This window comes from Spirochaetales bacterium, from assembly GCA_016930085.1.
Lineage (GTDB): Bacteria > Spirochaetota > Spirochaetia > SZUA-6 > JAFGRV01 > JAFGHO01.
The window spans coordinates 26,469-52,870 of record JAFGHO010000065.1; the positions used below are offsets into that span (position 1 = coordinate 26,469).

Sequence of the window (26,402 nt, forward strand, 5' to 3'; positions counted from 1 at the left end):
TACCGCAGTATATCAATAACGGTATTCCTGTTTCAGGAGTTTTGTTTTGGCCCTTTTTCTCCCGGTGATATCGAGGATTCCCGAAATAATAAGCAGACCGGCGGCAAGAAGCCAGAAGGAGAGGGGCGACGGATAAAAAAAGGCGACGAAGACGATCATGGGAAAAGGAAGGATGAGTGAGAACATGAGACGGAACAGGATACTCAGCATATTTCGGCCGCGCTGTGGAAGTCTCGTAAAGGGAAGTTCCGCGAAAAACAGCATGAATATATCGGTCTGGACAAACGCGAGTAAAAAAACGATCAGAAAGTGTTTGATTATTTCCCAGACCAGTCCGGTGAATAACATATAGGTTGTCATGAAAACGAGCAGGTAGGGAATGATAAAGTAAATCAGAACGAAATTTCTTAAGGTAACGACCAGCGAGACCCTGTCGTAGGGGGACGTGAAAAGAATCCAGCTGGCTTTCGCATGGATGCTGTAGAGAAGCGCCGTTTTTATATAAAAAGGAAAAAAACCGATCGCCACATAAAGGAGAATTGTTTCGACAAATTCGGAAATATCCCGGAGTGAAAAGGGATTGACGAGGGTGGCTGAGTTCACAAAGATAACGATGATAAAATAGAGAATGGTAACGGGAATAATGACGAGAATGCCCATGCGGAACTGGGCGTCGTATTTGAAGCTGTGTCTGATCATAAAGGTCGCGGCCGCCCCTTCGGGAGATTTTTTCCAGAACCACAGCGGGTACGCCTTTGCCGATTCTTTTTTCACAGCGGGTACATGAGACAATTCGGACAATCGTTCCGCGTAGCGGGTGGAAATGATCGTGCGGGAAAGGGTAAAAAACAGCGGTATGACGGCGATCGATAGGATAAAAGAAAAAACTGCCGCCGGGCCGGATGACAGTTTATAGAGTGCGGGACCCCACGTGTTCGGAAGCAATATGAACCACGGCAGAAGGGGGATCGAGATGAACGAGATATTCCTGATAAAAGAAGCCATCATGAAATATCCGCCGTAAATAAGGAAAAAAAGAATCATGTTGACGATTCCGGCCGCAGCCCGTATTATCGAAAGCCGGATCTTTTTTAGAACAAGTCCGTAGATGTTAACGATGATCAGGCTGATGACAATCCCGCTTTCGAAGATCGAAAGGAAAAGACCGGTTTCATCAACGCCGAACATACCGTTAACGAATAATACGGCGCCGAACGGAACGGAAAACGCGATAAAAAAGAGGATATTGAAAAGAAAGAGAAGCCCAATCTTGCTGAGAAAATACGTCGTCGAGCTTACCGGTTTCGTCGAATAAAAGATAAAATCCTGCGGTCCGGTAATAAGCGTCGGAAACTCGAGGAGAATGAAGTTCGCGATGAGGACCATAAAAAAGGTCGAGGATATAAAGGCGGCGGTATAGAGATCGGCCGTCCTCGAACAGACGGTCCCGCACATCATCCCCGAAAACCCGTACATGAGAAGCAGGGTGATGATCGAAGCATATGAGGGCGTTTTTGTAATCCGTTTTTTATGGCGGATTTCCTGAAGAAAAGTATACCGGATAATCGTCAGAACCTGCGAAACATCGATATTCACCGGTTACGCTTCCTGTATGGAGGAGACGATGATTTCAGCTTCTTTTGTCACATCGGTTTCTCCGGTCAGTTTGATAAAGGCCGATTCGAGGTTTTCACATCCCGATTCCTTTACGATCGTTTCGGATTTTCCCGTCGCGAGAATCGTACCCCCGTTCATGATCGCTATTTCGTCGCAGAGTTTTTCGACCACGTCGATCACGTGTGAAGAAAAAAGAACGGTTCTTCCCTGACGGGCGAAAGAGCGGATCACCTCCTTGAGAATCGCTGCGGATTTCGCGTCGAGTCCGGAAAGCGGTTCGTCGAGAATGAGGTTTGCGGGGTTATGCATGATGGCGGAGGCTATGACGAGTTTCTGGGTCATCCCCTTCGAGTAGGAGGCAATCTGCTCGTCGGCCCGGTCGATTAGTTCGAACCGCCGAAGGAGGGCTTCGATTTTCGCCCTGAGATTCGCCCCCGTGATGTGATACAATTGGCCGGTGAGGAAGAGGTATTCCCTCCCAGTCAGATTGGGGAAAACATCCGGGTTCTCGGGAACATATCCGATCCTGCTTTTTACTTTCTCGGGATCCTTTGTGATGTCGAGTCCGTCGACGATTATCCGGCCTTCCGTCGGTTTTATCGCCCCGGTGATTGTTTTCACGGTTGTGGATTTTCCGGCGCCGTTCGGGCCGAGCAGTCCGAAAATCATACCCGATTCTATGTTCAGTGTTATTCCCGATACCGCGCGAAAGGAGCCGAAAGATCTGCTGAAATTCCTGATTTCGATCATTTTTATTATCCCCGCCGACGAGAGTATACATGCGGCCGGTACGGTATGTCTACCCCGCAAAACAGATTGTTTAGCCGGTACGCGGCTAAACGATCCGTTTGATCCGTATCGGGTGGTGCCCCCTCATTCTGAAAAAGAGAATTCCAGATAATCGATATTCCCGATATCCTCAGCCCCTTCGAATACAAGATAAACGTCGAACATCCCTTCCACTCCTTTCCATGCCGTCTCGCCCTCAATAAATGATTGCGGCCCGCCGGAGAACTTTGTTTCGATAGCGGCCGCGTTATCCGCTTCGAGCTTATCGAGTCTTACCAGTATCTTTCCGGGTACCTCGGATACGCCTGTATACGATATCCGTAAACGGGAATATCCCGCCATGAGGAACACTTTTTCGTACAAAACCCAGTCTCCCGCCCCGCAGCCGGTAATGACGCCGTTATCGGCTTCCAGTCCTTTGGCGTCATTGAATGATTCGGCTTCGATGCGAATGCCGTCCGGGCTTCCGTATCGCATTCCTTTTGCCGGCGGCGGAATCTCGTAATCCTCCCCTTTCAGGTAGGCTGAAAGCCATTTCAGAGATTCCCTCGCACTGCCGTCGTCGCGTACCAGGTACGCGGATTTCCGCCAGACCATTTTTTCTCTGTATCCCCAGATTGTGATTCCCTTTACCGCTTCATGTTCCCAGAAAAAAGTAAAGATGTCTTTCAGGCGTTTTGCCTGAATCGAATCGTTACCGAGATCGATATCGAGTTCCGTTATATGGACCGGAAGGCCGGTTTCCGCAAGACGATTCATGTTCCTCGATATCGTGGCGACCGGAATTCTTTCGAGAAAATGCCCCTGCAGACCGATGCCGTCGATGAGATTGCGTTTTTTGAGGAGTTCGATGACATTAATATATGTCGTCGTCGCATCCTCCGAAGACGTGATACTGTAGTCGTTCAGATGAAGGGAGGCTCCCGGGAAATATTCCCTTGCCAATTCAAACGATGAGATCACCCAGTCCCAGCCGGTTTTCCCGCTTCCGCCGAGGGCGTTTCTGTAGGACGGCGGTGCGTGGAGCGGTTCGTTCACGACATCGATAAAATCGATGTCGGGGTACCGGTCCGAAAGGAGGGCCATCCATTCCTCGATTTCTTCGAGCTGTTCGGTAGGGGATAATGAAGAAATCCATTCGGGCTGCTGATTGCCCCAGACGAGGGTGTGAAGGCGAAACGGGAAATTATTGGCTTTGGCGAAATTATAGGCATTGTCGAGAAGCTGCCACCTCATCGTGTCCTGAATTACTTCGACCGAACCCCATTTCCCCGCGTTTTCCGGGGTAACCTGGTTCCATAATTGTAAAAACAGGGGATCTTCGGAGACGCTGGTGGACCATATATTACCGAGATATTTGTCGCCTTTTGGTTCGAGGGTGATATCGAGTGCCGGGGTTTCGGGAGCCTTTGTCGAAACATCGCCCGTGGTGGTTTTTTGAGGAACCGGAGTCGACGTGGGAACCGCGGTATGTGTTTCCTGTACCGGTTTCGACACGCAGCTCGAAACAACAGACGACATCACAAGACATAAGAGAAATACCGATAACCGGGTATATAAATTCATCGTATCCCACCTCCTGAATTCATAAAAGGTATGTATACAATAAATCATAAGAAATCGGGGGAAATTATGCAAGGATGTGGAGAGAATAGAAACGGAAACAAAATAAAATACACTGTTATATTCCACCGGGAAATGCAAAACACAGGAGTCGTCTGTCCGGATAAAACTTCGTGTTATGGGCCCGGTATACATGAAAACGGGGTAGAAAGAGGGGTGTACGCTGATGGAAATATGTGCGGTCCCGTCTCGGGCGTGCATATTGTTCAGCGCATTAAAACATTATAGCGACAAAAAAACCGTTTCATCAGGATGTAATAAAAAGATATATTTTTATATCCGGTGATGCAACTATGTTTTTTCTTGAATCATGATGTATACGGGTAGTATATTTATAACGGGATACGGCGTTTAGCTAAAAAGCCGCTTTATACAAGAAAAAAAACACGAAAATTGTTTCAAGAATAGGGCCATCCGAAAAGAGGACGTGATTGGTGGTGAACGTAAAAAAAATCGTATGGCTGACTCTGCTATTTACATGCGTATTTTCGTGCAATATCGCCTTCTATAATCCTTTTTTGGATGAACAGACGAAAGAAAATCCGGATAGTACCATGACTCCGGAGTCTACAGGAGAACCGACCTCCGATCCTGAAAATACTCCGGATGTTTCACCGGAACCGACACTGGAATTGACGGAAGAGCCGACAATAGAACCGACACCCGATACCGGTCACGATACATGGATGTGGGTATCCGGAAGCGATACGGGCGGGCAAATCGGTATATATGGAACAAAAGGTGTCGCCGCGGCGGCCAATATGCCCGGTGGTAGAAATTACGGTATCGGCTGGACTGATGTTTCGGGAAATTTTTGGTTGTTCGGCGGATCCGGATACGACAGTCTCGGAAATAACGGGCATCTTAATGATTTGTGGCGATTCGACGGAATAAACTGGACGTGGGTGTCAGGAAGCGATCTATGGTGCGAAAGCGGGGTGTACGGAACCAAAGGCATTGTTTCAGGTTTGAATGTTCCGGGAGCCAGATACGGGAGTATAAGCTGGATTGACACTTCCGACAACCTGTGGCTTTTCGGCGGATATGGCTATGACAGCACATCAAGCAAGAACAATCTCAATGACCTGTGGAGGTTTGACGGGACGAACTGGACGTGGATTTCCGGAAGCGACACGGGAGGTCAAAGTGGGGTATATGGCACAAAAGGCGTCGCTTCCGCGGCAAATATTCCGGGCGCCCGATATGGGAGTATTAGCTGGATCGATGTTTCGGATAATTTGTGGTTGTTCGGGGGGTATGGGTATGACAGCGCAGGCAGCAATGGGCATCTCAATGATCTGTGGAGGTTCGACGGAACGAACTGGACATGGATTTCCGGAAGCGATATATGGTGTCAAAGCGGTGTGTATGGAAGCAAAGGTGTTGCATCCGGCTCGAATATACCCGGGGCACGATACAACGCGGTAAGCTGGATTGATGCTTCGGATAATTTGTGGTTGTTCGGGGGATATGGGTATGATCGAACCACGACAAAATATAATCTCAATGACCTGTGGCGATTCGACGGATCAAATTGGACGTGGATATCAGGAAACGATACGGGCGGGCAAATCGGTATATATGGAGTAAAAGGTGCCGGATCGGCGACGAATATCCCCGGAGCCAGATATGGTTGCTCCGGTTGGATCGATGATTCAGATACGATATGGCTTTTCGGAGGATTTGGTTATGACAGTGAGGGAAACAATGGTCGACTCAACGATCTGTGGAAGTTCGACGGGATCGACTGGACGTGGATGTCCGGAAGCGATATAAGGGATCAGAATGGGGTATACGGTACAATAGGAGTGCCCTCGGGTTCCGTAATTCCCGGAACGCGGTATCATCCGATAGCTTGGTTGGGCGAAAACGGTGCTTTTTATTTGTTCGGGGGAGACGGGCAGGACAGTATCGGGAATAAAGACAGACTCAATGATCTTTTTCACTATAAACCCTGAAACCGGCTAAGGTTTCAGGGTTGGATATTGCTTTCGAAAAAAAATCACTCCCGGTTATAAAAGGAACAGGAAAATGACGGTACCGTCACGGAAACAAAAGAGGACCTCTTTTACTATACACCGTATTCCTTTGTGAACTCGATCAGTGTTTTTATATTTTCCGGTTTTGCACGGTCGAAGAACGCCCCGTTCGCCATGACGAACCCGCCGTCCTTCCCTGCTGTATCGATGAGGCGTTTGGCGTACTCTTTCACTTCATCCGGGTCTCCCAGTTCGAGCATGGCGGATGATACATTCCCGAAGAGACAGATGTTGTCGCCCACGATTTTCTTGGCTTTCGCCATGTCGGTTTGATCGAACATCCACATGGTTTTGCCTTTCGGCAGATCCTTTATGATCTCGAGCCGTGTATTATATGCACCCTCGGCGGCGGGAAACGGTACACATCCGCCGTCGATCAACCCAAGGATGACTTTTTGAAGGGTCGGCCAGTAAAACTTTCTGAACTGCTGGTCGGAGAGAAATCCGTCAGCGCCTTTATGCAGCGGAATGAATATAAGCGGGTTTCCGGTCTGTTGCGCGGAAGCGATACCCATGTTTATCATGATGGGTGTGAGCGCTTCCATGGCAGCGATGAGTTTTTCCGGTCGGCGGTACATGTCGAGCATGATGCCTTTGGTGCCCCTGAGGGTGTCACCGATCGTGTCGAAGGGCGCCTTGGTAAATCCGCCGAGGATATTCGGAATACCCTCGCTCGTCATCTCGGCATCGAATCCGCCCATCGCACCGGCCCATTTGAGGGCTTCGGCACCGGCTTCAAAGAGTTTGTTATAAGTGTTCTGGACGGGCGGCAGACCGAATGGTATGAAACTGAAAGCGAGGCCGTACATTTCGAGAATGCCGGTGAACGGCGGAAGCATTGTAAAGCCTTGCAGGGCCCCGAATACCCGCGGAAGGTAAAAATTCCTGAAGTAAAACGAGGGGTCCGTGATAAGCGCATCGTATTCGTCCTCGTTCATGTATTCGCCTTCGACACACTGATACGAGTGGGTCGGATCGACGCCGTGTCCGGGCCATTTGTACAGTTTATAGTCGAGTTTTTCGAAAAATGTTCCCGGCCCGGGTGCCGCTGCGCCCCATTGGACGTCGGGTCTGAACTCGAGAGTGTATTGTCTGAAAGCGGACACGCATTTGCCGTAATCGTACATCGCTTCCTCGACCGTCATCTTCGCGTGGTTGATCGGAAACATACTGGGGAATATCGTCACGGGAACCCGGTCGGGTTTTTTTAGCCTGATCGCATCCCATATCCGCTTGATGCTTGCCGTATAATTGTTTTTTGCTTCGGGACTTTTGAATGCGAGGTCATTGCCCTGCGGATCTTTCGGTGACAGCAATCGATTGAACATCATGTCCTGTTTTTCTTCTGAAGTCATCTGTTTTGTTTCCATCGTCTCACCCCCCTATCCAGTTTTTCGCAAGCGTTACGGCAGCCATCGCGTCTTTTCCAAAGGCATCAGCCGCGGTGTATGTCTTTACCTTTTCGTCGATCTGGCCCCCGCCGATCATGATTTTGACATTGTCCCTGAGCCCGGCGTTTTTTATTGCGGTGATCGTCTCTTTCATGGCATCGAAGGCGAGGGTAAGGAATCCGCTGAGACCGACAACGTTTGGTTTGAAATCACGGATTGCCTCGGTAAATTTTTCAAAAGGAACATCCACACCGAGATCGAGGACCTCGAAACCGTGCGCTTCGAGCATAAAGGTGACGATGTCCTTGCCGATGTTGTGGATATCTCCTTTAATCGTTCCCATGAGGATTTTCCCACGCCCCCCTTTCGGCGCGGCCGCCTCCATCTCCGGCTTGATGATTCCATTTATCTTTTTCATCATTTCTCCGGCGAGGATAAGTTCGGGGAGAAAATATATCCCCTTTTCATACCGTCGACCGACTATATCCATCGCTTCCCTCACCGCATCGAGGATCGCCATTGGCGAGGAGCCGTTTTTCACCATTTCTTCGACTATGGAAACGGCTTCTTTCTCCTTCATATCGGCGATCGCATTAATCAATTTTTTTGACATACAAACCTCCTTTTTAAATAATAAAACCTTTCGAGCTTTCTCCGCGGCTCTCCGGGTCGATTACCTTGAGGAACCGCCTCCGTTGAGGCGGCCGGCTGGACCGCTTACCCGCACATCGCGCGAGAGGCATGTCTTTTTTCGCCGTGTATAATGAACCATACGCAATATCGTTACGCTCACGGCGATATCGGGTTCCGCTATCCGTAGAAGGCTATGCCGCGTATAGACCGATATGCTATGAAAAGCAATACGCACGAAAAGGAGGCGGAGTTATCGGTCACCTGTCTGAAAAAACACCGTCCCGGTATGCCTGGGTGAAGTTCAGACAATAATCGTCACGGCCAAGAACCAGTTGCGTGGTGAGAATGGCGGCCTGCAGTTCCCTGTCGAGCGGATCCATAATCGCGGTGTCGAGGCCGGCTACCATGGCCAGTGTCAAAAAGGTTCTGTTTATATATGACCGCGCCGGCAAACCGAAAGATATATTACTCAGACCGGCTGTGAAATGTATATCTGGGTATTCCGCGCGGACCGCCTTCAAGGTTTCGATAAAAACATTGACGCTCTCGATATTGGTGCTGAGGGCCATGACAAGGGGATCGATATAGATTTGTTGGTCGGGAATACCGGAGGACCGTGTTGCCGAGACGACCTTCTGAACAATCGCAAACCGTTCACCGCATGTTTCCGGTATCTGAATATGGTCCATGGCAAGGGCGATAACGGGACAACCCGCACCGGCGGCAAGCGGAAGAATCTCCTCCAGTCTGGACGCTTCACCGCTGATTGAGTTGATCATCGGTGTCAGCTTCGCCGCCCTGATACCCGCTTCAAGTGCGGCCGGATTCGTCGAATCCAGACAAAGCGGAATATCGACCGCCTCCTGAACGGTTTCGACGAGCCAGACCATGTCTTCGGGTTCACGCTCGGGGAGTGTCCCCGCGTTGATATCGAGCCAGCTCGCGCCGGCTTCGGCCTGCTTGCGGGCAAGGTCCTGGAGGAATACCGCGTTTCTGGCGGAGATCGCGCTTTTTACACGCTGCCTTGTGCCATTAATTTTCTCTCCGATTATTTTCATGTTAATTCCCTTTTAGTGAAGCTTGTTGTTCGACCGTATGTTATCGTGCCCGCCGGCAATACGGCCGGCCGAGCATATTGACGTTAGGGTATCGTTATATCATCATGATGTCAAGTGTCGGCACGCTGCTAATAATGTGGCCCTCAGGGAATGACGAAAGAGAACCGGGACGCCCGATGGCGCAAAAAAATATACCGCATACCAGAAACATTTCGTGTTCATGAATATTCCGGGTCAGAGATTGGAGAGGTAGGTGTACAGATTGATCTCCTTGTTGACGATGTTGAGTTTTTTTCGAATTCTGTAGCGGTGTTTTTCGATCGTGAGAACGGAGAGATTGAGTACGCGGGCGATTTCCTTGTTGGTGAGACCGTTTTTTATCAGATTGCAGAGTTCGATTTCCCTCGGACTCAGCTTCATGAGGCGGCCTTTGAGATTCCGTGCAAAGGGAGAACATATCTGTCTGCAGCTTTCCTTGATGGATAAAGCGGCTTTTCTCAATTCGTCATTGTCGGATACCTTTCCGATAAACCTGTCAATTGCGGGTATGAGAAGCTGCTCCACATTCAGATTGACCTGTTCGTGTATTTCCTTTTTATCGAGTTCGATCTGTGCAAGCACTTCTTTCAGGGCGATGTTTTTTCTTTCGAGTTCCTCCCTGTTCCCGACGACTTCCGAGACGTCCCTCCGGATGATGACAATCCCGATAGGTTTGTCGTTGTTCAAATAAAGGGGGAATATGGTCCATTCGAAAATGAGATTGGTACGGATATCGAGTCCGTATTCCTTGTTGATATGCGATACGGGAACTTTCATTTCGGGAATAAAAACGGTCCTGCCATGCAAGGCCTCTTCGATATAGGCGAGGATCCCCGACGACTTCGCCACCGGTTCACTGAACAGGTTGAATTTACCGACGATATCGTCCGGGCTCGGTATATTGTAGACCTCGAGAAAGGCTTTGTTGACCATAATGATCGTTCCTGAACTGTCCATGATGTCGATCGGATACGGCATCTGATTGAATATATTCTCGAGGTATTTCTCCCGCAGTTTGAACTCGGCTTCCATGAGTTTGCGGGCCGTTATATCCTCACAGATCCCCGCTCGGCTCACCGATTTCCCCGTATCGTCTTTTATGGGGAGGCTTTTTGCGGAGATCCATCGCAGTTCGCCGTCGGGCCGGATTATTCTGTATTGTTCATCGATCATCTTATACGACCGGAAGACATTCATGTTATAGTATGATGCGATACGGGCTCTGTCTTCGGGATGCATACTCCCGAACAACACCGAGGGGTCTGAGTAGAGTGTCTCGCGCGGTATGCCCCATATTTTCTCGAACGAAGGGCTTATATAGACGAAGCGGTCGTTCGAGCGGAGGAACAGGACTTCGTTCAGGTTCTCGAAGAGCTGTCTGAACATTTTTTCACGTTTGTGCAGGAAGCTGATTTCATCTTTTTCGTCGGTTTTATTGTGTATCAGCATGAGCGCACCGGAAAATCTTTCATCGCCGTACGGTATTCCCGTTACCGTTATCATCCTGCCGTCGATGCCGGGAAACTCGGCTTTTTCAGGTTTTCCGGCTGCGATGGACGTGCGCATGGGACAACCGGTGCACGGCTTTTCTTTATGCATGAGGACCGTGTAACACAGCTTTCCTTTCGTTTCGGTAGGAGAAAGACAGAAATACTCACCTGCGCTTTCATTCATCCATCTGATGGTGAATGAATCGTCATGAAACAGAACGATATCCGAGAGATGATCGAAAAATGGTTGAAACGCCGTAAAAGATTTATCCGTAAAATCGTCCATTTACACCCTATACATCTATAGTGTAGCAGCATCTGTAAAATAGTCAATAAATACCGGAAATTTTCGCGATAATTTCACTGCCGTACTGCAGGATAATCATATGAATAAAAACGAATCCGTATTCTTGACTAAAGGTGTTATTTTGCTTTACTGTTCAATAGGATGATATAATTTTGAAAAGGGAGTGCTGTTATGGGAATTTATCTCTATGTGTCGATGTATCCGGAGGCTCTTATCGCTTCTATGCTGACTCCTGAGGAGTTCGGGAATTATCTTGCAACCGGTACGAAAAAAAGGCAAAGCTGGCAGGAAGCGATATTTTTTGAAGTCGATATGGATGTATGCGGCAAGGTGTTCGATCTCTCGGATGTGAAAAGCCGTTGTGTTTCTCATGAGGACGGAGAACCGAAACATTCCATATATTATTCAATTTACCGTGTTCTGGAAAGAACTCCTTTTGAGGCCGTCAAGGATCTTTATCTGGCGACAAAATCCGGTCGCGTCCTGAAACTCGAGAAAAACCGGGACCTGCCCTCATTCGACCGTCAATGCTATCTGTACCAGGAAATAGTCCCCGTACACCCGCGGATCGCGAGCAGCCTGGATCCTTTCAAATTCGCACGGTTCATTACCGACAGCAATAATAAAATTTATGTTCCGAAAATTTGTTTCGTGGACTTGAGACTCGGTGAACTGGCGGACGACCCGGAGAACGGGAGTATTCATGATCTTCCGTACTCGCAAATCGATCATTTGAGAGAATGCCTCATGCAGGTCAAACGGGAATCGCAAAAGCATACGAAAACGGTGAACAGAATCCAATCCCAGAGTTTTATCTATAGAACGATAAACAATGGTTTCTTTCTCGCCGACAACCGGGAAACCCTGTTCTATCCGTTCCCGTCGGAAAAGGAACTCAATACGATCCATTACCAATGGTGGAGAACCGCAACCGAATAACGTATATCGCACGCCCGCGAGACAACCGGGATAAATGAAGCGGAAAAGGCTTCTTCCGTGTGTGAGTCGGATGGAGATGCCTCATGAAAATATTGATTGTGGAAGACGATGCAATAACGATGGAGTTCGTCCGCAAAGGATTGCAGGAAAGCGGGTATAATGTGGAATGCGCAGCCGACGGCGAACAGGGGCTATCCCTTGCACGTCACGGCCGTTTCGATGCGGCAATCATCGACATCATGATCCCGAAAATCGACGGATTGACAATGATCGAGCGGCTTCGCGCGGAAGGCAGCAATACACCTTTCCTCATTCTCAGCGCGAAACGGACGGTCGACGACAGGATTTTGGGTTTCAAAAAAGGGGGAGACGATTATCTCACAAAACCGTTCTCTTTTTCGGAGCTTCTTGTCAGGCTGCAGGCGCTGCTTCGAAGGTCGTCTTACGCGGGCAATCAGAACCGGTTGAGTATCGGAGATTTGACGATCGACATATTTACACGAAAAGTGAAGCGGGCGGGAAAAGAGATCGAATTGCAGCCGCGGGAGTTTTCACTCCTCGAATATTTTATGCGAAATCCCGGCATCACCCTGTCGAAAACATTACTTCTGGAGAATATTTGGGGATACCGGTTCGACACCCATACGAATGTGGTCGATGTACTGGTCCATCGGTTGAGAAACAAGATCGACAGGGGCTTCGGCAGGGAACTCATTCGTACGGTACGGGGCATGGGATATATGATAAAAGATGACAAGGATTAAGGCCTCCAAATTCACCATTCGATTGACCCTCTATTATTCGGTGATTTTTATCGTCTCGTCGATTGTGATGGTGACGATCGTTTATTTTTTTCTCAGGCATGAATTGAACGGTCATCATTCGCAGGAGATCCGCCATCGTCTCCTCGAATACTGGGCGCAGTACGAAGCGGGGGGAATCGGACTCGTCGAAAGGGAGTTCGGATTCGAGAAAAAGTATCAGAAAACATATCAGATGCTGCTGCGAATTGCAGACAAAGGGAACAGAACGCTTTTTTTGGGAGCCTCCGACCAGATTGTCGCGTTCGATATAACGCCGCTTCTGACCGTGCCGTCTCCCGATACCGGCATCCCTATCCTGCTTTCCTCATCACGGTATCCGTATGATATCGATGTCCGGACGATTGAAATGGAACCGGGAATCTTCCTTCAGGTCGGACTGAGTACCGAATTCGTCATGAAAATCGTTTCCGTTATCAGGCAGGGCTTTTTCTTTTTACTCATACCATTCATCTGTTTCGGGATAGCCGGGGGATATTTCATCGCTTCACGCCTGCTTTCTCCGATAAAAAAACTCATCCGTACCGTATCGTCGATCAAAAGGACAGCCGATATTTCAAAACGGATAAGGGAAACGGGAAGCGGCGACGAACTCGATACGTTGATAAAGCTTTTTAACGGCATGCTCGACCGGATTGGTTCGCTTATCAACGCGATGCACGTCACCCTCGATAATGTCGCGCACGATCTGAAAACACCCCTCACGCGAATACGGGGAATCGCGGAGCGGGCGGCCGGCGATTCCGGGGACGCCGGGAAAAAAGATGAAGCTCTTTTAATGTGCATCGAGCAATCCGATATCGTCCTCAAGATGCTCAATACGATCATGGATATTTCCGAATCGGAAGCCGGTGTTATGGCGCTGAAAAAAAGCGATGTCGCCGTCCGCTATATGATCGATCAGCTGCTTGAGCTATACGGCTATGTCGCGGAAGAAAAAGGGATAGATATCAGTACCGATGTGGAACAACACCTGACGATTTCCGCGGATCCCGACCGTCTGCGCCAGGCGGTCGGGAACCTCATCGACAACGCGGTCAAATATACCGGTCCCGGAGGGCATGTCGCCGTATACGCATTCGAGGAGAACGGGTCCGTCGTGATCCGGATAACGGATACCGGGGCCGGTATTCCTCAGGATGAACTCGAGCATATCTGGAAACGGCTTTACCGGATCGACAGAAGCGGGACGGATACCGGACTCGGGCTGGGGCTGAGTATCGTAAAAGCCGTAGTCACCGCCCACGGCGGCACGGTCGATGTGGCGAGTACCCCCGGCAGGGGATCGGTATTCACCATCGTTCTGCCCATTTCCGCCTGATACCAAACATTACAATTTTGTAATCCTCGTGTAAGGCTTATGTAATGTTCGTGTAGTACATTCGAATTGTCAACAAAATTTGACAGGAGGTGTACCATGAACAGTAAAGGTATTTTTATCGCACGGGAAAGGATACCGGCGGTATCCTTTCTGAAAACGGTGATGGCGGCGGCCGTCATGTTTCTTCTGTTTTCGGCTTTCACATGCAACAGCGAGACATCGAAGGTGCTGTCGGATATGAACACGGCGCAATCGCAAGACTCATCAGGTGTATCGGTCGTGTCGCCTGCAATCCTGCAAAGTTCCTACAGAAACACGGTAAAAAAGGTATTGCCCGTTGTCGTCGAGGTGAATGTCGTCGATATCGTCCATGTGACGATTCCGGATTTTTCCCCGTTCTCGTTTTTCTTCGACCAGTTGCCGAACGGCGGAGGTTCGGGCGGGAGTTCCGGTGGTGAAAGGGAATACAAGCAGTACGGCCTCGGTTCGGGGGTTATCGTACGCCAGACAAAGGACACCGCATATGTGCTCACCAACAACCATGTGGTCGGTGAAGCTGAAGAAATCAGCATTAAACTCCCCGACGGACGCGAGTTCAAGGGGAGTCTCGTCGGGAACGACGAACATAAAGACCTGGCCCTTGTCGCGTTTAAAACGGACAAACCGGTTCCCGTCGCCGAACTCGGTGATTCATCGATTTTGGAGCCGGGGGATGTGGTTCTCGCAATCGGAAACCCGCTCGGGTTTGAATCGACAGTGACGGCGGGTATTGTCAGCGCGATCGGAAGAAAATCCGACGGCGGTACCGATATATCGACGTTCACCGATTACATACAGACGGATGCTTCGATCAACCAGGGCAACTCGGGGGGCGCGCTCGTCAACCTCGAAGGACAGGTGATCGGAATCAATACCTGGATCGCCTCGCCGTCCGGCGGGAATGTGGGAATCGGTTTCGCGATTCCGATCAACAACGCGAAAACCGCTATCAACGATTTTATCACAAAGGGAAGGATCGAATACGGGTGGCTGGGAATCAATATCGGTGAACCCGTTGACGGGGTCGCCGACGACATGCACCTTGCGGGAATCAAGGGCGCGATGGTCTTCGATGTCTTTACCGGTTCACCGGCGGACAAGGCTGACATATTCCCCGGTGACTTTATTACGGTAATAGACGGGAAGCAGGTGTCGGATTCTCAGGAATTGATATTCACCGTATCGAAACTCACACCAGGACAGACGGTAGCGCTGAAACTCATAAGGCAGGGTAAGGAAAAACTGGTCGAGGTCGAGATCGCAAGCCGCGGGGACGAAAAATCGATCAAGGATAAAGCGGCAAATCTCTGGCCGGGGATGACCGTTGTCGGCCTTACCGACGATATCAGAAAACAGCTGAACCTGAAGGGTAATATCGGAAACGTCGTTGTCGGTTCGGTCGTTATGGGAAGTCCTGCGGATATCGCCGGTTTCAAGGGCGGGGATATTATCCGCACGATCAACAAGAAACCGGTCGCTTCGACGGCGGATTTTTACAGATTGTTTGCCGACAGGGAGAGAGAAAAGGTGTTCACGATATACAGGGAAGGCCGGGAGCTCATTTTAGGACTTGTAAGGCAGTCATGAGGATTATAAGGAGTTTTTTATGAAAACCTTGAAAAAGAAACTGCGAAAAAGCATCGTGACGGACCGGATATCGGCACAGATGAAATTATACAGAAGTCTCTCCGTCGGCGAGACGATGCGAAAGCTTCAAACGACTCCGGAAGGTCTTGACGATAGGGAAGCGGAAAGAAGGGGGGCCGAATACGGATACAACAGGATCGAAGAAAAAACCACACATCCCCTTCTGAAGCTTCTCTCGTACTTCTGGGGCCCAATACCGTGGATGATTGAAATTGCCGGCGTGCTTTCCGGTATTCTGGGCAGGTGGGAAGATACGGCCGTTATCGCCGTGTTACTCCTGGTCAATGTCGCGACCGCGTTCTGGGAAGAATATAAAGCGAGTTCGACTATTGCGGCGTTGAAAAAAAGGATGGCTGTCAGTTCGCGTGTCAAAAGGAACGGAAACTGGATCATGAAAGGGGCGGAGGAGATCGTTCCCGGCGATATACTCCGCCTCAGGATCGGGGATATCGTCCCCGCCGATGTCAAACTTCTTGCGGGAGAATCGATACAGGTGGACCAGTCGGCCCTGACCGGTGAAGCCTTTCCGGTCGTTCTTTCCCCATCGTCGATCGCTTTTTCCGGATCGATCGTGAAACAGGGAGAGATCGATGCGGTAGTTTACGCAACGGGAATGAATACGTACTTCGGACAGACGACACACCTCGTCAAGGATACGAAGGAAAGCAGTCATTTTCAAAAGGCGATACTCAGAATCGGTAATTTTCTTATTGTCAGTGCATTTTTGCTTATCATCGTCATACTCACCGTATCGATGTTCCGGGGTATCGATATTCTCACCAATCTTCAGTTCTCCCTCATCCTCCTGGTCGCAGCGATTCCCGTGGCGATGCCGACGGTACTCTCGATAACAATGGCGATCGGCGCCAGGGCATTGGCGAAAAAAAAGGTGATTGTCAGCCATCTCTCCTCGATTGAAGAACTCGCGGGCATCGATATACTTTGCTCGGACAAGACGGGGACCCTGACCCGAAACAAACTCACCGTCGGCAAACCGTTTGTCGTGAACGGGTACGGCGAAGACAAACTTTTTCTTTTCGGCTCACTCGCGTCGAGAAAAGAGGACGGCGACGCCATCGACACCGCCGTCATCGAAAGCAGCGCGGCTTCACTGCGGAATTATACGATACGGCATTTTTCACCCTTCGATCCGGTGCATAAACGTACGGAAGCGCATGTTGAAACGCCGGAAGGAAAGGATTTTTATGTGACAAAAGGGGCCCCGCAGGTGATTCTGGATATGTCGTCAAACAGGGAAGAGGTGAAGGATGCCGTCGGCAGAGAAATACGGGGATTTGCCGCAAAGGGGTACCGTTCGCTGGGAGTCGCGTACGCCGAAAAACCGGAAGACTGGCAATTTGCGGGTATTATTCCGCTTTACGATCCGCTCAGGCGCGATTCAAGGGCGATGGTCGACAAGACGCGAAAAATGGGCATCGAGGTCAAGATGATTACGGGCGATCATGATATAATCGCCGGACAGGTCGCGGGTGAACTTGGTCTCGGCGGGAAGATCATGAAAGCGGACGGGCTTTTGAAGGATGACGAGGAGGCGAACGTGAGAAACATCGAGGAGGCTTCGGGCGTCGCGCAGGTGTATCCGGAGCATAAATACACGATTGTCGATCTTCTCAAACAACACGATCACATTGTGGGCATGACCGGAGACGGGGTGAATGACGCCCCCGCGCTCAAGAAGGCGGATGTCGGTATCGCCGTTTCAGGTTCCACGGATGCCGCCCGTTCCGCAGCGGATATCATTTTACTAAGGCCGGGGTTGTCCGTCATCATTGATGCGATCAGGGAAAGCAGGAAAATCTTCAGCCGTATGACGAGTTACGCAACATACCGCATTGCCGAATCGATCAGGATTCTTCTCTTTATGACGATGTCGATTCTGGCGTTCAATTTTTATCCCGTCACGGCGATCATGATCGTACTTATTGCGTTACTGAACGACGGTGCGATCGTATCCATCGCATATGACAGGGCGACGGCCTCAAGGAAGCCGGAACACTGGCACATTCCCGAGCTAATCACCGTTTCGTCGATACTCGGGGTTATGGGCGTGGCCGCATCGTTTTTGCTGTTTTACATCGGGGAGAATATATTCCATCTCGACAGGGATATCATACGGACACTCATCTATCTGAAATTATCCGTTGCGGGTCATCTTACGATTTTCATAACGAGAACAAAGGGTCATTTTTGGACCCAGCGTCCCTCGGCAGTCCTTTTTTGGGCCGTCGTCATAACGCAGCTGGTAGCGACGCTTATCGCGGTCTACGGCGTATTCATGATGCCCCTTGGCTGGGGATGGGCCCTTATTGTCTGGGGGTATGCGATCGTCTGGTTCATTATAAACGATATCGTAAAAGCGGCGGCGGTAAGGGTGTTCCGTCTATATCGAACATAATATTCCTTCACGCCGCAATGGTAACATTCCCGGTGTTCCCGCTCCAGGCGCCGGAACACCGGGAATCCGGTGTCGGACCGCTTAATGAGCAAGGAGGATGTTAGCTATCCGGCTATATTATGCGGTATGATTTCTTCCTCAACGAGCGGCTTCCACTTTATTTTTTCTTCTGCATAACCTAGTTTTACGGCCAGGCTTACCGATAATTTTTGCACGAGGGCTTCAACGGAGGATTTCTGCGTATCTTTCAGTATGATAAATCCGCCCGCCGTCATGTCATGACCGCCGACGTTGTTGACGTCCCCGACGATTTTCTTGATTATTTTCCCGGCCTGGGCGTTATGCCGGGTCGTACGAAGGGAGAGATAAAGGAGGTTTTTATGATATCCGGTGCATAAACACCAGCTGATATTCCTGTGGCGGATGATGAAATCCGCTATCTCGGCGACAAACTCGGCGGAGGGAATTTCACCCAGGTTGGAGAACGCGAGGTTTCGGTATACGCATGTGTTTTTGAGCGACCTGGCGAAAATATTGAAATAATAATTCGGAAGGGACGGGGTGGTAATCACCGACAATTTTTTGAGGCTGGATTTGGGGTACACATAAAGATAGGCATTGAGATCCGCCGGATTTACCTCCCGGCTAAGATTTTGCGTCTCCGAACTAAGGGCATAGGTGATCGCGGTGGCGATATCGGCGGGCATGGGCTGGTTGAGGAGTCTGAACCAGGAAACGAGTATCGTTGCCGTGGCGCCCAAAGCCGGGATGATGATGATAAGGTCCGCTTTTGTATCCTTTCGTCTGGGATGATGGTCTAAAACGATATGGCATTTTTTTGTCAATGGGAAATCATTGTTTCCAGCGCCCGGCTGGGTATCGATAAGGGCAATGAGATCGTATTTATCGTATTTTATTCTTTTGATTTGTTTCAGTTGTATATGAAGCCGGGAAACCATCACCTTGTTTTCGATCCTGCCGATTGTGCCGCCGTAAGCGATACTTGGCTTGACGGCGCTTATTTTTTGCGTCAGGTAGCTTAACGCAAAGGCAGATGCGATCGCGTCGGGATCGGGATTGTTATGAATAACAATCAGGAGTTCCTTTTTATCCGTCAGTAGCCGGTTAAAACGTTCGAATTCCTTGGCATAGAGCTCGGTTGTCTCACCCATGGTAATTCAGCTTACCCGTAACGGCAGGAAATATCAACCACCGTATTCCGCAAAAAACCGTCATTGAAGGATACGGCGGATCACACGCAATGTCCATTCTCTTGTTTTATTAAGCAGTTCCGTGTTATCGCTTTCTTTAAGATCGGCATATTCCCGAAGATAGGTGGCGGCCGGCAACTGTGTAATCCAGATTTGACGTTCGCTTCGTGAGAGGTGATAGAGGTATTTGCTTATTGGATGAAAGGGCGGCGGAAGGTTTTTCAATTTTTCGCTATAGTCGCGGAGAAACGACCGCCAGTCCGTACTGACGGGACCCTGGGCAAGCAGTGTTTTCATTAAAAACGGCTTTTCCGGCTTCGCTTTATCATGGTCGATCGAAAGGGAAAGTCCCTTGCCGTCGAGCTGGACCACCTGCGGGGACGCATCATTGATGGCGGATTCCATTTTCTCCTTGTAATTGAGCAGTTGATGTGTCGTGTACCTGAATGTCCTGCCGGTTTTTTCCTTTGAGAGTGTTTTGTCGCCCGCGATAAATGAAAAAAAAAGGCTTTCACAGGGGAAGAATCTGTTTTCGAAGCTGTGAAAATACGGGTAGAGGTAGGTGTCGCGCGAATATGATTTTCCGTCCGGATAGGAGAAATCGATACCGGCAAGATACACCTGGCGTGCACCGAGTTCGCATGCGAGTGAGAATGCCGCGTGGGAAACATTCCCGCCGGAAGTATCGATTCTCGGAAAACTTCTCCATGTCTGTGAAAGATATTGTGAAAAGGGATGGCCGCTTGAAAAAAAGAAAAGGTTTTTCCCGAGACGGGTGAGAATCGGGGGGGATGCCAGATCGAGGACAAGCGGAATATCGGGCGGTAGTCCGGCAAAAAAATGAAGGTAACTTATCTGCTGACAGTCTATCGAAATTACGCAATCAGGTGAAATGCCGGAGGAAAGGAGTGTCGGGAGTGATGTGTCGGTCGCGAGGAGAAACATTTCCCTGCGCATCCTTTTGATGCGTGTAACCTGGGTTTCAAGCGACGGACCCGCGCCGGTGATGATAATTTTTTCCGCCGGTTTGAGCGATATGGTCGATTTTTCCGCGACCGCCAGATTGAAAAGGGTGTTGATGAACCATTTTCTGCCGAAACGGGCCTGTACCGTATAGTCGTCCGCGATCGGATTGATGATATTCTTGATACCGGTCACGATCTCCTGAAAATATGTTTTTTCCGTATTGAGTCTCGAACCGAGTGAAATCGTCTTGAGGTTTCCGGCGAACACGGGGAAATAGTGCTTCAGGATGAAATCGGTGATTTGTCCGGCGTCCATGTCAATGAGAAAAGTCACTCTCGGATCGATGATAATCGACCGTATATCGATATGTTCGATGATGGAACGGAAAACGCGGATGTCCCTGTCGATGATGAGAATATTCGAGACCTCCGACCTCGAAAGAAACGGGGTTATATGGTAGCCGCCGCCGAATCCGAGAAACACGAGATATCCCGCTTCCCGGTACACCGAAAGGTACTTTTCTCCCTCCCGAACCGGATCGAATTTCGAATGAAGGGGAATGGGTATCCCGTTGATCAGTTGGGCCGGAACGGGAAGGTTCGTCTTTGACTGCAGAAAAGTGATCTCCGGAGATGGTTCCGCGGCGCCGACAAGGGCCGAGAGAGCGGGATCGTATGAGGAGAGGGCGAGAAGGTTTCGTTCGAGAACGGGATTATCGGGCATCTTAATCGGTTCTCCCCGCTTCGAGCAATTTACGGTGCAGGGCTTCGAGAAACTCGTCCGTATCGCGGCACATTGAAAGCGCCGTCTCCAACGCCTCATGTTCATTGTTTACGGAGAAGGCCCGCTTTATCGATGAAAGATGGCGGAGATCGAGAAAATAAAAGAGATGAAACATCTCCGTATCGGTAAAAAGTGCGGACAGCGACCGTGTTTTTTTAATGCGGGATTCGGCGAGACGGCACATAGCCCGCCAAGCTGCGAGGAGATCGCAGATGCGTTTTTTCCTTTTTGAAAAAGACGGATAGTCACGGGCAGCGCGTCCGTGATCGGCCCTCTTCCGTTTTTTTCCTGCAACAAGCGACCCGACCGAACGACGATCGATGACGGAGATTCCCGGAAGCGGTACGGCAGACGGTTCGAGCCGATATATCCCCCTGGAAAATTCGTTGCCCGCCGAAGAAAACCATCCGCAATAGGTCGAAAGGGCCCGTGACGTACGTGTCCCGTTGTCTTTATCGACAAGCGGTGCGAACCTGAAAGCGCGATCGAATTTTTCGCTGTGAAAGGGTCGAAATCTGTCGGCAGTATCTTCAAGAAGGGCGTCAAAGGCGTCGGGTCTCGCGTGGGAGCGTATATCCTCATAACAGAAGTCGAGTCCGCAGAGAATGAGCGGGGCTTTGGAAGCCGCGCGGGCATGTTGTATGGCGGTTGCCGCGACCGTTCCCTGCGGGGGAATCTTCGGGAAGACCGGATGAACTCCGGCAAGAAGCGCCTCTTCGAAAAAGGCCGGCTGGGCAAAAAAAGAAAATCTGAAGGGCATTCGTCTGAGGCCGGATGCGGCTGAAAGGGGCATAACGAGCCGGACGGCCTCTTTTTTTACCCAGTGGAGATGATAGGCGGAATAATAGCCCGGATCGGTCATGATGATCATATCAGGTGATATCCGGTGCGCATCGAGACATGGAACGGAGGAGGGAAGGGCGAGGATAAAGAGGTTGTCCCGAAAGCGCTTCAATGTAAAGATACTTTTTTCAAGGGTGGGCCCGGAAGCGGTTATCGCGATAGGCAGGTTTTCCGGATAGGGATTGTCCGTGTAAACCGGCTCGATATGAAGAAAGTTGAGAAGGCTGTTTCGCATCCACAACCTCCCCATTCCGATTGTCGTCAGAAGGCTTCCTTTCAATTCCCTGATTACCTGGCCGAGGCTGTCTTTCACTTTCCTGGACATATCGGGAAAGCATAACGCGGCCGCGGGCCATTCGACGACGAGGAGTCCCCCGAGATCGAGTTCACCGAGCTGGTTTCTAAAAAAGACCTCGGGATTTGTTCCGTCTGCCGGATTCCAGGAAACATGGCCCCGCTCGCCGCACAAAGAAAAGAGTTCATCGGAATAAAAAAGCGTAATACAGCGTGCGGCCGGAAATATTTTTTTTACCGCTCCCGCCAGATATCCGCCGCCTTCACCGAGTACAATGACTGTCTGCGGGGAAGGCCCGGCTTTGATCCTGACTCCGGCTGAGGCCCCCCCCGAACACGAATCGTTGACACCGCGCGCTTCGGCTTTGACATTTAGAATGCCCTCATCGTCCGAATCGAATTCGTTGTATGTGCGCTCGATGAAACGTATGGCTTCTTTTTCCGGATCGTAAGCCGAATGATAATGCCTGCCATTGACAGTCAGCCCGGGCATTCCGGATTTTGTGGTGACTTGTTCGATCATAGAATACTTCTCAAAAGCTGATCGGCATTCTCTCCATGTTCGGGGAAATAACGGATTTTACGATTGAACGTAATGGACGCAGTTTCTTTGAGATCACGGGAATAGTGACAGAGAGATCGGGACATCTGGTGACACACAAGCTGAGGATAGACGGTATCCGGGTTGAAAATGCTAAAAATGTAAAAGTCGTTGCCGTAAGGTGTGAGTTTGGATTCATCCGAAAGGAGTTTTTCAAGAAACGGGACAAGGGTTCTCACGATATTTTCCCTTTCCAGCTTGTTGTTTATCGTAAGCATGGCATCGACCACCGGTTTCAAGGAAATACCGATCACGGCCAGGGGAAGATTGTTCGCTTTGCATATATTGATTTGCTGATTTATTTCGTCATATAAACCGGATATATCATCGATATCCGTACCGGTTTTTCTTTGATGATTGATGAGGTCCTGTCGCTGGTATTCGAGTGCCCTTTGAAATAGCCCCTTTTTTTTATCGTGTTGTCGATGTAATATTATCGCCTTTGCGTAAAGACCCATTCGTGGTGTTAATCCTCATTCCTTACATAACGCTATAACATCATTGATCCCGTACTCATTGCAGTGCGAAGCATTGTCACGGCGCCGTATGCTCCAATACGCCTGCCTTCCCCGTTTACTTATGCTTTCTCGGAATAAACATCACTTTCTTTTGGCGCTATCCCCAATTCTTCAAACAGCTTTTTATATGTAATCCAGTAATCGGAACGGGAAAATTCCTTGATTTTTTCTTCCGGAAGATTTACAAGCAGTTCATCCATATACGAGAGAACGCTTTTAAGATCCTTTTTAAGCTTTTCGGGAAGGATACCGACATCACCCGATGTATCCCCGGGTATTTCAATCGAAGGCATCATATCCGGTTCCTCGGCGTCGATCGATATTTCTTCCGGTGTTTCATCGGTGAGTTCAGGTTCTTCAGCTTCGGATATGAACTCCTCATCCGGCTGGCCGATTTCATCTGTTTCGGGAATAATCTCTTCTTCCGGAAAACCGCTTTCATCTTCCTCTATTTCCGGGATGAGATCCTCTTCGGGCAGGCCTATTTCTTCCGTATCGTCAATTGCCTCCACTTCCGGCAGTCCTGTTTCTTCCTCTTGTGCTGAAATATCCTCGATCCCCTCTTCGATTCCGAATTCAGAGATATCGATTTCCTCTATACTTTCCGCATCGCGCCCGGCCCCGCTTTCCTTTTCATTTTCGATTTCGAATCCTTCGTCTGTTTCACCGGGCTCGAAATCCGTGTCGACCTCCGACTCTTCTTCAGGGAGTTCGAGTTCGAGATCGTCGTCTTTGACGGAGACCTCGACGATATCCTCTTCTTCGCCGGATATGGAGTCGGACATCGTTTCAGAAATCGCTTCATTTTTTTCAGATATGACGGGAGGTCCGTTCTCGACGATGAGATCATCGATATCCGGCTTTTCGTCCTTGCCGGTTGTCTTGACATCGATTCGGCCGGATTTCTCATCCGATGCGAGGACCTCATCAATCTCGGCTTCGAGCGAACTCGTTTCCGCTTCGTCGGCATCGAAGAAAGCGTCGTCAACGTCGCTGATATCCTGTGATACATCTTCTTCTTCGAAAACATCTTCTTCCGGAATTTCGAGTTCGATTTCTTCATCAAGCGCGAGGAACTCGTCTCCCGGAGCCGCCTCCCTCTCGCCTCCGGTTTCGGATGACTTCTCCTGCGGCACATCGGCGCCCGCCTCCTGAAACCCGCTTACATCCGTGAACCCTTCTTCGAACTCGATTTCATCTTCTCCCGTGAGTTTTTCTTCCATATCGGTTTCTTCAAAACCTTCTCCGTAAAGACCGCTTTCTTCCTCCGATACGTTATCCTCGATACCGATATCGGCGGCTTCGTCGAGATTTCGAGCGATGGTGCCTCCTTCGCCCCCTTCATCGTCGAAACCGGTATCCATAAATTCATCCGTTTCCGACGTTTCCCCCTGTGATTCTTCATGAAAATCATCGATAATTTCCTCACCTTCGAATGTCGAGTCGATTTCAGTTTGCGGTGTTTCGTCCCATGTTTCGGACATCGGTGTTTCTTCGAGTTCGATTCCCCCGATGTCTGCTTCATCACCGCCGGACACCTCGTCAATGGCGATACCCTCTCCTCCGGCAACCTCTTCGGGGCTTACTTCTTCGCCGGCAACCGCCGTTTCATCCACTTCCTCTTCCGTAATTTCCGCGGTATTGAGTATGTTATTGAGTTCATCGCCGGTTAATGCGATAGTCTCGTCTTCTTCCTGGTCAAAAAAGCCGGTTGCATCGGAGGGCGGTACCTTTACATCGCCCACGGCCACTCCGGCAGGTTGAGGTTTGCGCAATGACTGAAGCTCGTTCTTGAGATGGGACAGATCTTCTTTGATTGAAAAAAGCTCATTTTCGATTTTGTTCAGAATCGATGTGGTATCGTCCGGCGTAAAGGCTTTAACGGCTTCGTTTTTCGGCATGGATGTTTCGAGACTGGATTCAAGTGTTTCGAGATCATCAAAACGCTCATCCGTTATTTTTTCTGAAAGAGGAACTTCAATCTCTTCACTCTCACCGGATTGATCGGCCTCGATACCGGTTTCTTCCGGAGACGTTTCGAACGAGGTATCCTCGGGCTCGATATGGTCGATACTTTCTTCGAGTTCGAGATCCGGGATATCATCGATGTCAAAATCGGTCATATCATCTTCATTCAAGTCCTCGAAATCTTCCTCGTGACCGGCCCCGATATCCGGAAGTTCGGTTTCTTCACCGATGTCGGCTTCTGTCGAAAACGATGCATCCGTATCTCCAGCGATTTCACTCTCTCCTTCATCGAAGGCAATTTCATCTTCCGAGATGTCTATTTCGTCTTCGATACCCGGAATGAGATCACCTTCGAGGATTTCTTCTTCAGGTTCTTCCTCGAGGTCTTCGAGACTGATATCGATATCGACATCGTCGGTTTCAAGATCTTCCTCGTCGAAAAATGCTTCCTCAGCCCCTTCTTCCGGGCCTGTATCTCCGGATATTTCCATATCTCCCGCTTCAAGGGCGTCCTCTGTCCCGGCGGCATCCCCCGTGTCAACGGCATCCCCCGTGTCTTCGGAGTCCATAAAATCATCGATCGAAAACTCTTCGATGTCTTCACCGCCGGAAAACCCTTCGATGCCGCCGCCGGCTTCTTCATCGACCGGTGTTATCGGGCTGTCGAACTCGGAGGTGTCGATGTCCTCTTCACTAGGGATGTCCAGATCATCGAATGAAATGTTTTCGAAATCGGTTTCGCTTTCCGAAGGCGTGATCTGTTCCGATTCATCTTCTTTTGATTCGTCGTCGAGGGCGGATATATAATCGTGTTTTTCGTCTTTTATTTCTTCAATGACCTCGGGTTCAACTTTTACCCACACGCCATACTCCTCGAGCATATCCTGTGTCATATTATCGTCCGTCGTCATATCTGTATCCTCCATGGCAATATCACTATTGCCGAGGTCATCGAAGCCGTTATTGTCATAACCCGCCATTTTACTCTCCTTACATACGAATACAAAACTCTCTATTATCTATTAATATCGGAAGGCTTTTTTCCTTAC

At 49.7% G+C, this 26,402-nt stretch carries 18 protein-coding genes; 6 read left to right on the plus strand and 12 right to left on the minus strand.

The genetic code is table 11. The annotated features are described in order from the left end of the window. Positions 1-12: 12 nt before the first annotated feature. From JW881_11580 to JW881_11590, 3 genes are all read right to left on the minus strand, one after another. Complete coding sequence (locus JW881_11580; GenBank protein ID MBN1698146.1) at positions 13-1,596, minus strand: hypothetical protein; 1,584 nt, start codon at positions 1,594-1,596, stop codon at positions 13-15. A 3-nt stretch (positions 1,597-1,599) separates the two neighbouring features. Then, entirely contained in the window at positions 1,600-2,367 is a 768-nt protein-coding gene (locus tag JW881_11585) for an ABC transporter ATP-binding protein (protein MBN1698147.1), read from the minus strand. 123 nt (positions 2,368-2,490) lie between these two features. Then, positions 2,491-3,972, minus strand: coding sequence for an endo-1,4-beta-xylanase (locus JW881_11590; GenBank protein ID MBN1698148.1), 1,482 nt, complete (start codon positions 3,970-3,972; stop codon positions 2,491-2,493). A gap of 494 nt (positions 3,973-4,466) precedes the next feature. On the opposite strand from JW881_11590, the gene JW881_11595 reads away from it, so the two are divergent. Beyond that, complete coding sequence (locus JW881_11595) at positions 4,467-5,987, plus strand: hypothetical protein (protein ID MBN1698149.1); 1,521 nt, start codon at positions 4,467-4,469, stop codon at positions 5,985-5,987. A 113-nt stretch (positions 5,988-6,100) separates the two neighbouring features. On the opposite strand, the gene JW881_11600 is transcribed toward JW881_11595, so the two are convergent. The 4 genes from JW881_11600 to JW881_11615 all read right to left on the minus strand — a co-directional run bounded on the left by JW881_11600 (position 6,101) and on the right by JW881_11615 (position 10,965). Further along, entirely contained in the window at positions 6,101-7,438 is a 1,338-nt protein-coding gene (locus JW881_11600; GenBank protein MBN1698150.1) for a hypothetical protein, read from the minus strand. A gap of 4 nt (positions 7,439-7,442) precedes the next feature. After that, positions 7,443-8,072 (minus strand): cobalamin-dependent protein, encoded by a 630-nt coding sequence (locus JW881_11605; GenBank protein MBN1698151.1) that lies wholly within the window; start codon positions 8,070-8,072, stop codon positions 7,443-7,445. Between the two features lie 277 nt (positions 8,073-8,349). Further along, positions 8,350-9,150 (minus strand): methyltetrahydrofolate cobalamin methyltransferase, encoded by an 801-nt coding sequence (locus tag JW881_11610; protein ID MBN1698152.1) that lies wholly within the window; start codon positions 9,148-9,150, stop codon positions 8,350-8,352. A 234-nt stretch (positions 9,151-9,384) separates the two neighbouring features. Continuing rightward, the gene (locus tag JW881_11615) at positions 9,385-10,965 is read right to left on the minus strand and encodes a PAS domain S-box protein (protein MBN1698153.1); all 1,581 of its coding nucleotides are present in this window, start codon (positions 10,963-10,965) and stop codon (positions 9,385-9,387) included. A 192-nt stretch (positions 10,966-11,157) separates the two neighbouring features. On the opposite strand from JW881_11615, the gene JW881_11620 reads away from it, so the two are divergent. From JW881_11620 to JW881_11640, 5 genes are all read left to right on the plus strand, one after another. Beyond that, positions 11,158-11,925, plus strand: a complete 768-nt coding sequence (locus tag JW881_11620; GenBank protein MBN1698154.1) for a hypothetical protein — start codon at positions 11,158-11,160, stop codon at positions 11,923-11,925. An 83-nt stretch (positions 11,926-12,008) separates the two neighbouring features. Then, a complete protein-coding gene (locus JW881_11625) occupies positions 12,009-12,689 on the plus strand; it encodes a response regulator transcription factor (GenBank protein ID MBN1698155.1) in 681 nt (226 codons plus the stop codon). After that, positions 12,676-14,067 (plus strand): HAMP domain-containing histidine kinase, encoded by a 1,392-nt coding sequence (locus JW881_11630; GenBank protein ID MBN1698156.1) that lies wholly within the window; start codon positions 12,676-12,678, stop codon positions 14,065-14,067. Before JW881_11625 ends, JW881_11630 begins: the two co-directional genes overlap by 14 nt. 96 nt (positions 14,068-14,163) lie before the next feature. Continuing rightward, positions 14,164-15,693 carry a Do family serine endopeptidase gene (locus JW881_11635; protein ID MBN1698157.1) on the plus strand — a complete coding sequence of 510 codons (1,530 nt, stop codon included), beginning with the start codon at positions 14,164-14,166 and terminating at the stop codon, positions 15,691-15,693. A 19-nt stretch (positions 15,694-15,712) separates the two neighbouring features. Then, a complete protein-coding gene (locus JW881_11640; GenBank protein ID MBN1698158.1) occupies positions 15,713-18,169 on the plus strand; it encodes a plasma-membrane proton-efflux P-type ATPase in 2,457 nt (818 codons plus the stop codon). A 104-nt stretch (positions 18,170-18,273) separates the two neighbouring features. Here the strand turns inward: JW881_11640 and JW881_11645 are convergent, their stop codons facing one another. The 5 genes from JW881_11645 to JW881_11665 form a co-directional block, all read right to left on the minus strand. After that, positions 18,274-19,341, minus strand: coding sequence for a DHH family phosphoesterase (locus JW881_11645; GenBank protein ID MBN1698159.1), 1,068 nt, complete (start codon positions 19,339-19,341; stop codon positions 18,274-18,276). Between the two features lie 60 nt (positions 19,342-19,401). Beyond that, positions 19,402-21,069 carry a motility associated factor glycosyltransferase family protein gene (locus tag JW881_11650; GenBank protein ID MBN1698160.1) on the minus strand — a complete coding sequence of 556 codons (1,668 nt, stop codon included), beginning with the start codon at positions 21,067-21,069 and terminating at the stop codon, positions 19,402-19,404. A gap of 1 nt (position 21,070) precedes the next feature. Continuing rightward, entirely contained in the window at positions 21,071-22,789 is a 1,719-nt protein-coding gene (locus JW881_11655) for a DUF115 domain-containing protein (protein MBN1698161.1), read from the minus strand. Continuing rightward, a complete protein-coding gene (locus tag JW881_11660) occupies positions 22,786-23,325 on the minus strand; it encodes a hypothetical protein (protein ID MBN1698162.1) in 540 nt (179 codons plus the stop codon). Before JW881_11660 ends, JW881_11655 begins: the two co-directional genes overlap by 4 nt. 119 nt (positions 23,326-23,444) lie before the next feature. Next, positions 23,445-26,333: a hypothetical protein gene (locus JW881_11665; GenBank protein ID MBN1698163.1), complete on the minus strand. Its 2,889-nt coding sequence runs from the start codon at positions 26,331-26,333 to the stop codon at positions 23,445-23,447. Positions 26,334-26,402: the final 69 nt, after the last annotated feature.

Bases quoted from the DNA above. Each gene is read 5' to 3' on its own strand.
- JW881_11600 (MBN1698150.1), bottom strand. From the start codon at position 7,438: ATGGAAACAAAACAGATGACTTCAGAAGAAAAACAGGACATGATGTTC.
- JW881_11585 (MBN1698147.1), bottom strand. From the start codon at position 2,367: ATGATCGAAATCAGGAATTTCAGCAGATCTTTCGGCTCCTTTCGCGCG.
- JW881_11605 (MBN1698151.1), bottom strand. From the start codon at position 8,072: ATGTCAAAAAAATTGATTAATGCGATCGCCGATATGAAGGAGAAAGAA.
- JW881_11615 (MBN1698153.1), bottom strand. From the start codon at position 10,965: ATGGACGATTTTACGGATAAATCTTTTACGGCGTTTCAACCATTTTTC.
- JW881_11655 (MBN1698161.1), bottom strand. From the start codon at position 22,789: ATGATCGAACAAGTCACCACAAAATCCGGAATGCCCGGGCTGACTGTC.
- JW881_11665 (MBN1698163.1), bottom strand. From the start codon at position 26,333: ATGGCGGGTTATGACAATAACGGCTTCGATGACCTCGGCAATAGTGAT.
- JW881_11620 (MBN1698154.1), top strand. From the start codon at position 11,158: ATGGGAATTTATCTCTATGTGTCGATGTATCCGGAGGCTCTTATCGCT.
- JW881_11610 (MBN1698152.1), bottom strand. From the start codon at position 9,150: ATGAAAATAATCGGAGAGAAAATTAATGGCACAAGGCAGCGTGTAAAA.
- JW881_11645 (MBN1698159.1), bottom strand. From the start codon at position 19,341: ATGGGTGAGACAACCGAGCTCTATGCCAAGGAATTCGAACGTTTTAAC.
- JW881_11650 (MBN1698160.1), bottom strand. From the start codon at position 21,069: ATGCCCGATAATCCCGTTCTCGAACGAAACCTTCTCGCCCTCTCCTCA.
- JW881_11660 (MBN1698162.1), bottom strand. From the start codon at position 23,325: ATGGGTCTTTACGCAAAGGCGATAATATTACATCGACAACACGATAAA.
- JW881_11640 (MBN1698158.1), top strand. From the start codon at position 15,713: ATGAAAACCTTGAAAAAGAAACTGCGAAAAAGCATCGTGACGGACCGG.
- JW881_11625 (MBN1698155.1), top strand. From the start codon at position 12,009: ATGAAAATATTGATTGTGGAAGACGATGCAATAACGATGGAGTTCGTC.
- JW881_11590 (MBN1698148.1), bottom strand. From the start codon at position 3,972: ATGAATTTATATACCCGGTTATCGGTATTTCTCTTATGTCTTGTGATG.
- JW881_11635 (MBN1698157.1), top strand. From the start codon at position 14,164: ATGAACAGTAAAGGTATTTTTATCGCACGGGAAAGGATACCGGCGGTA.
- JW881_11630 (MBN1698156.1), top strand. From the start codon at position 12,676: ATGACAAGGATTAAGGCCTCCAAATTCACCATTCGATTGACCCTCTAT.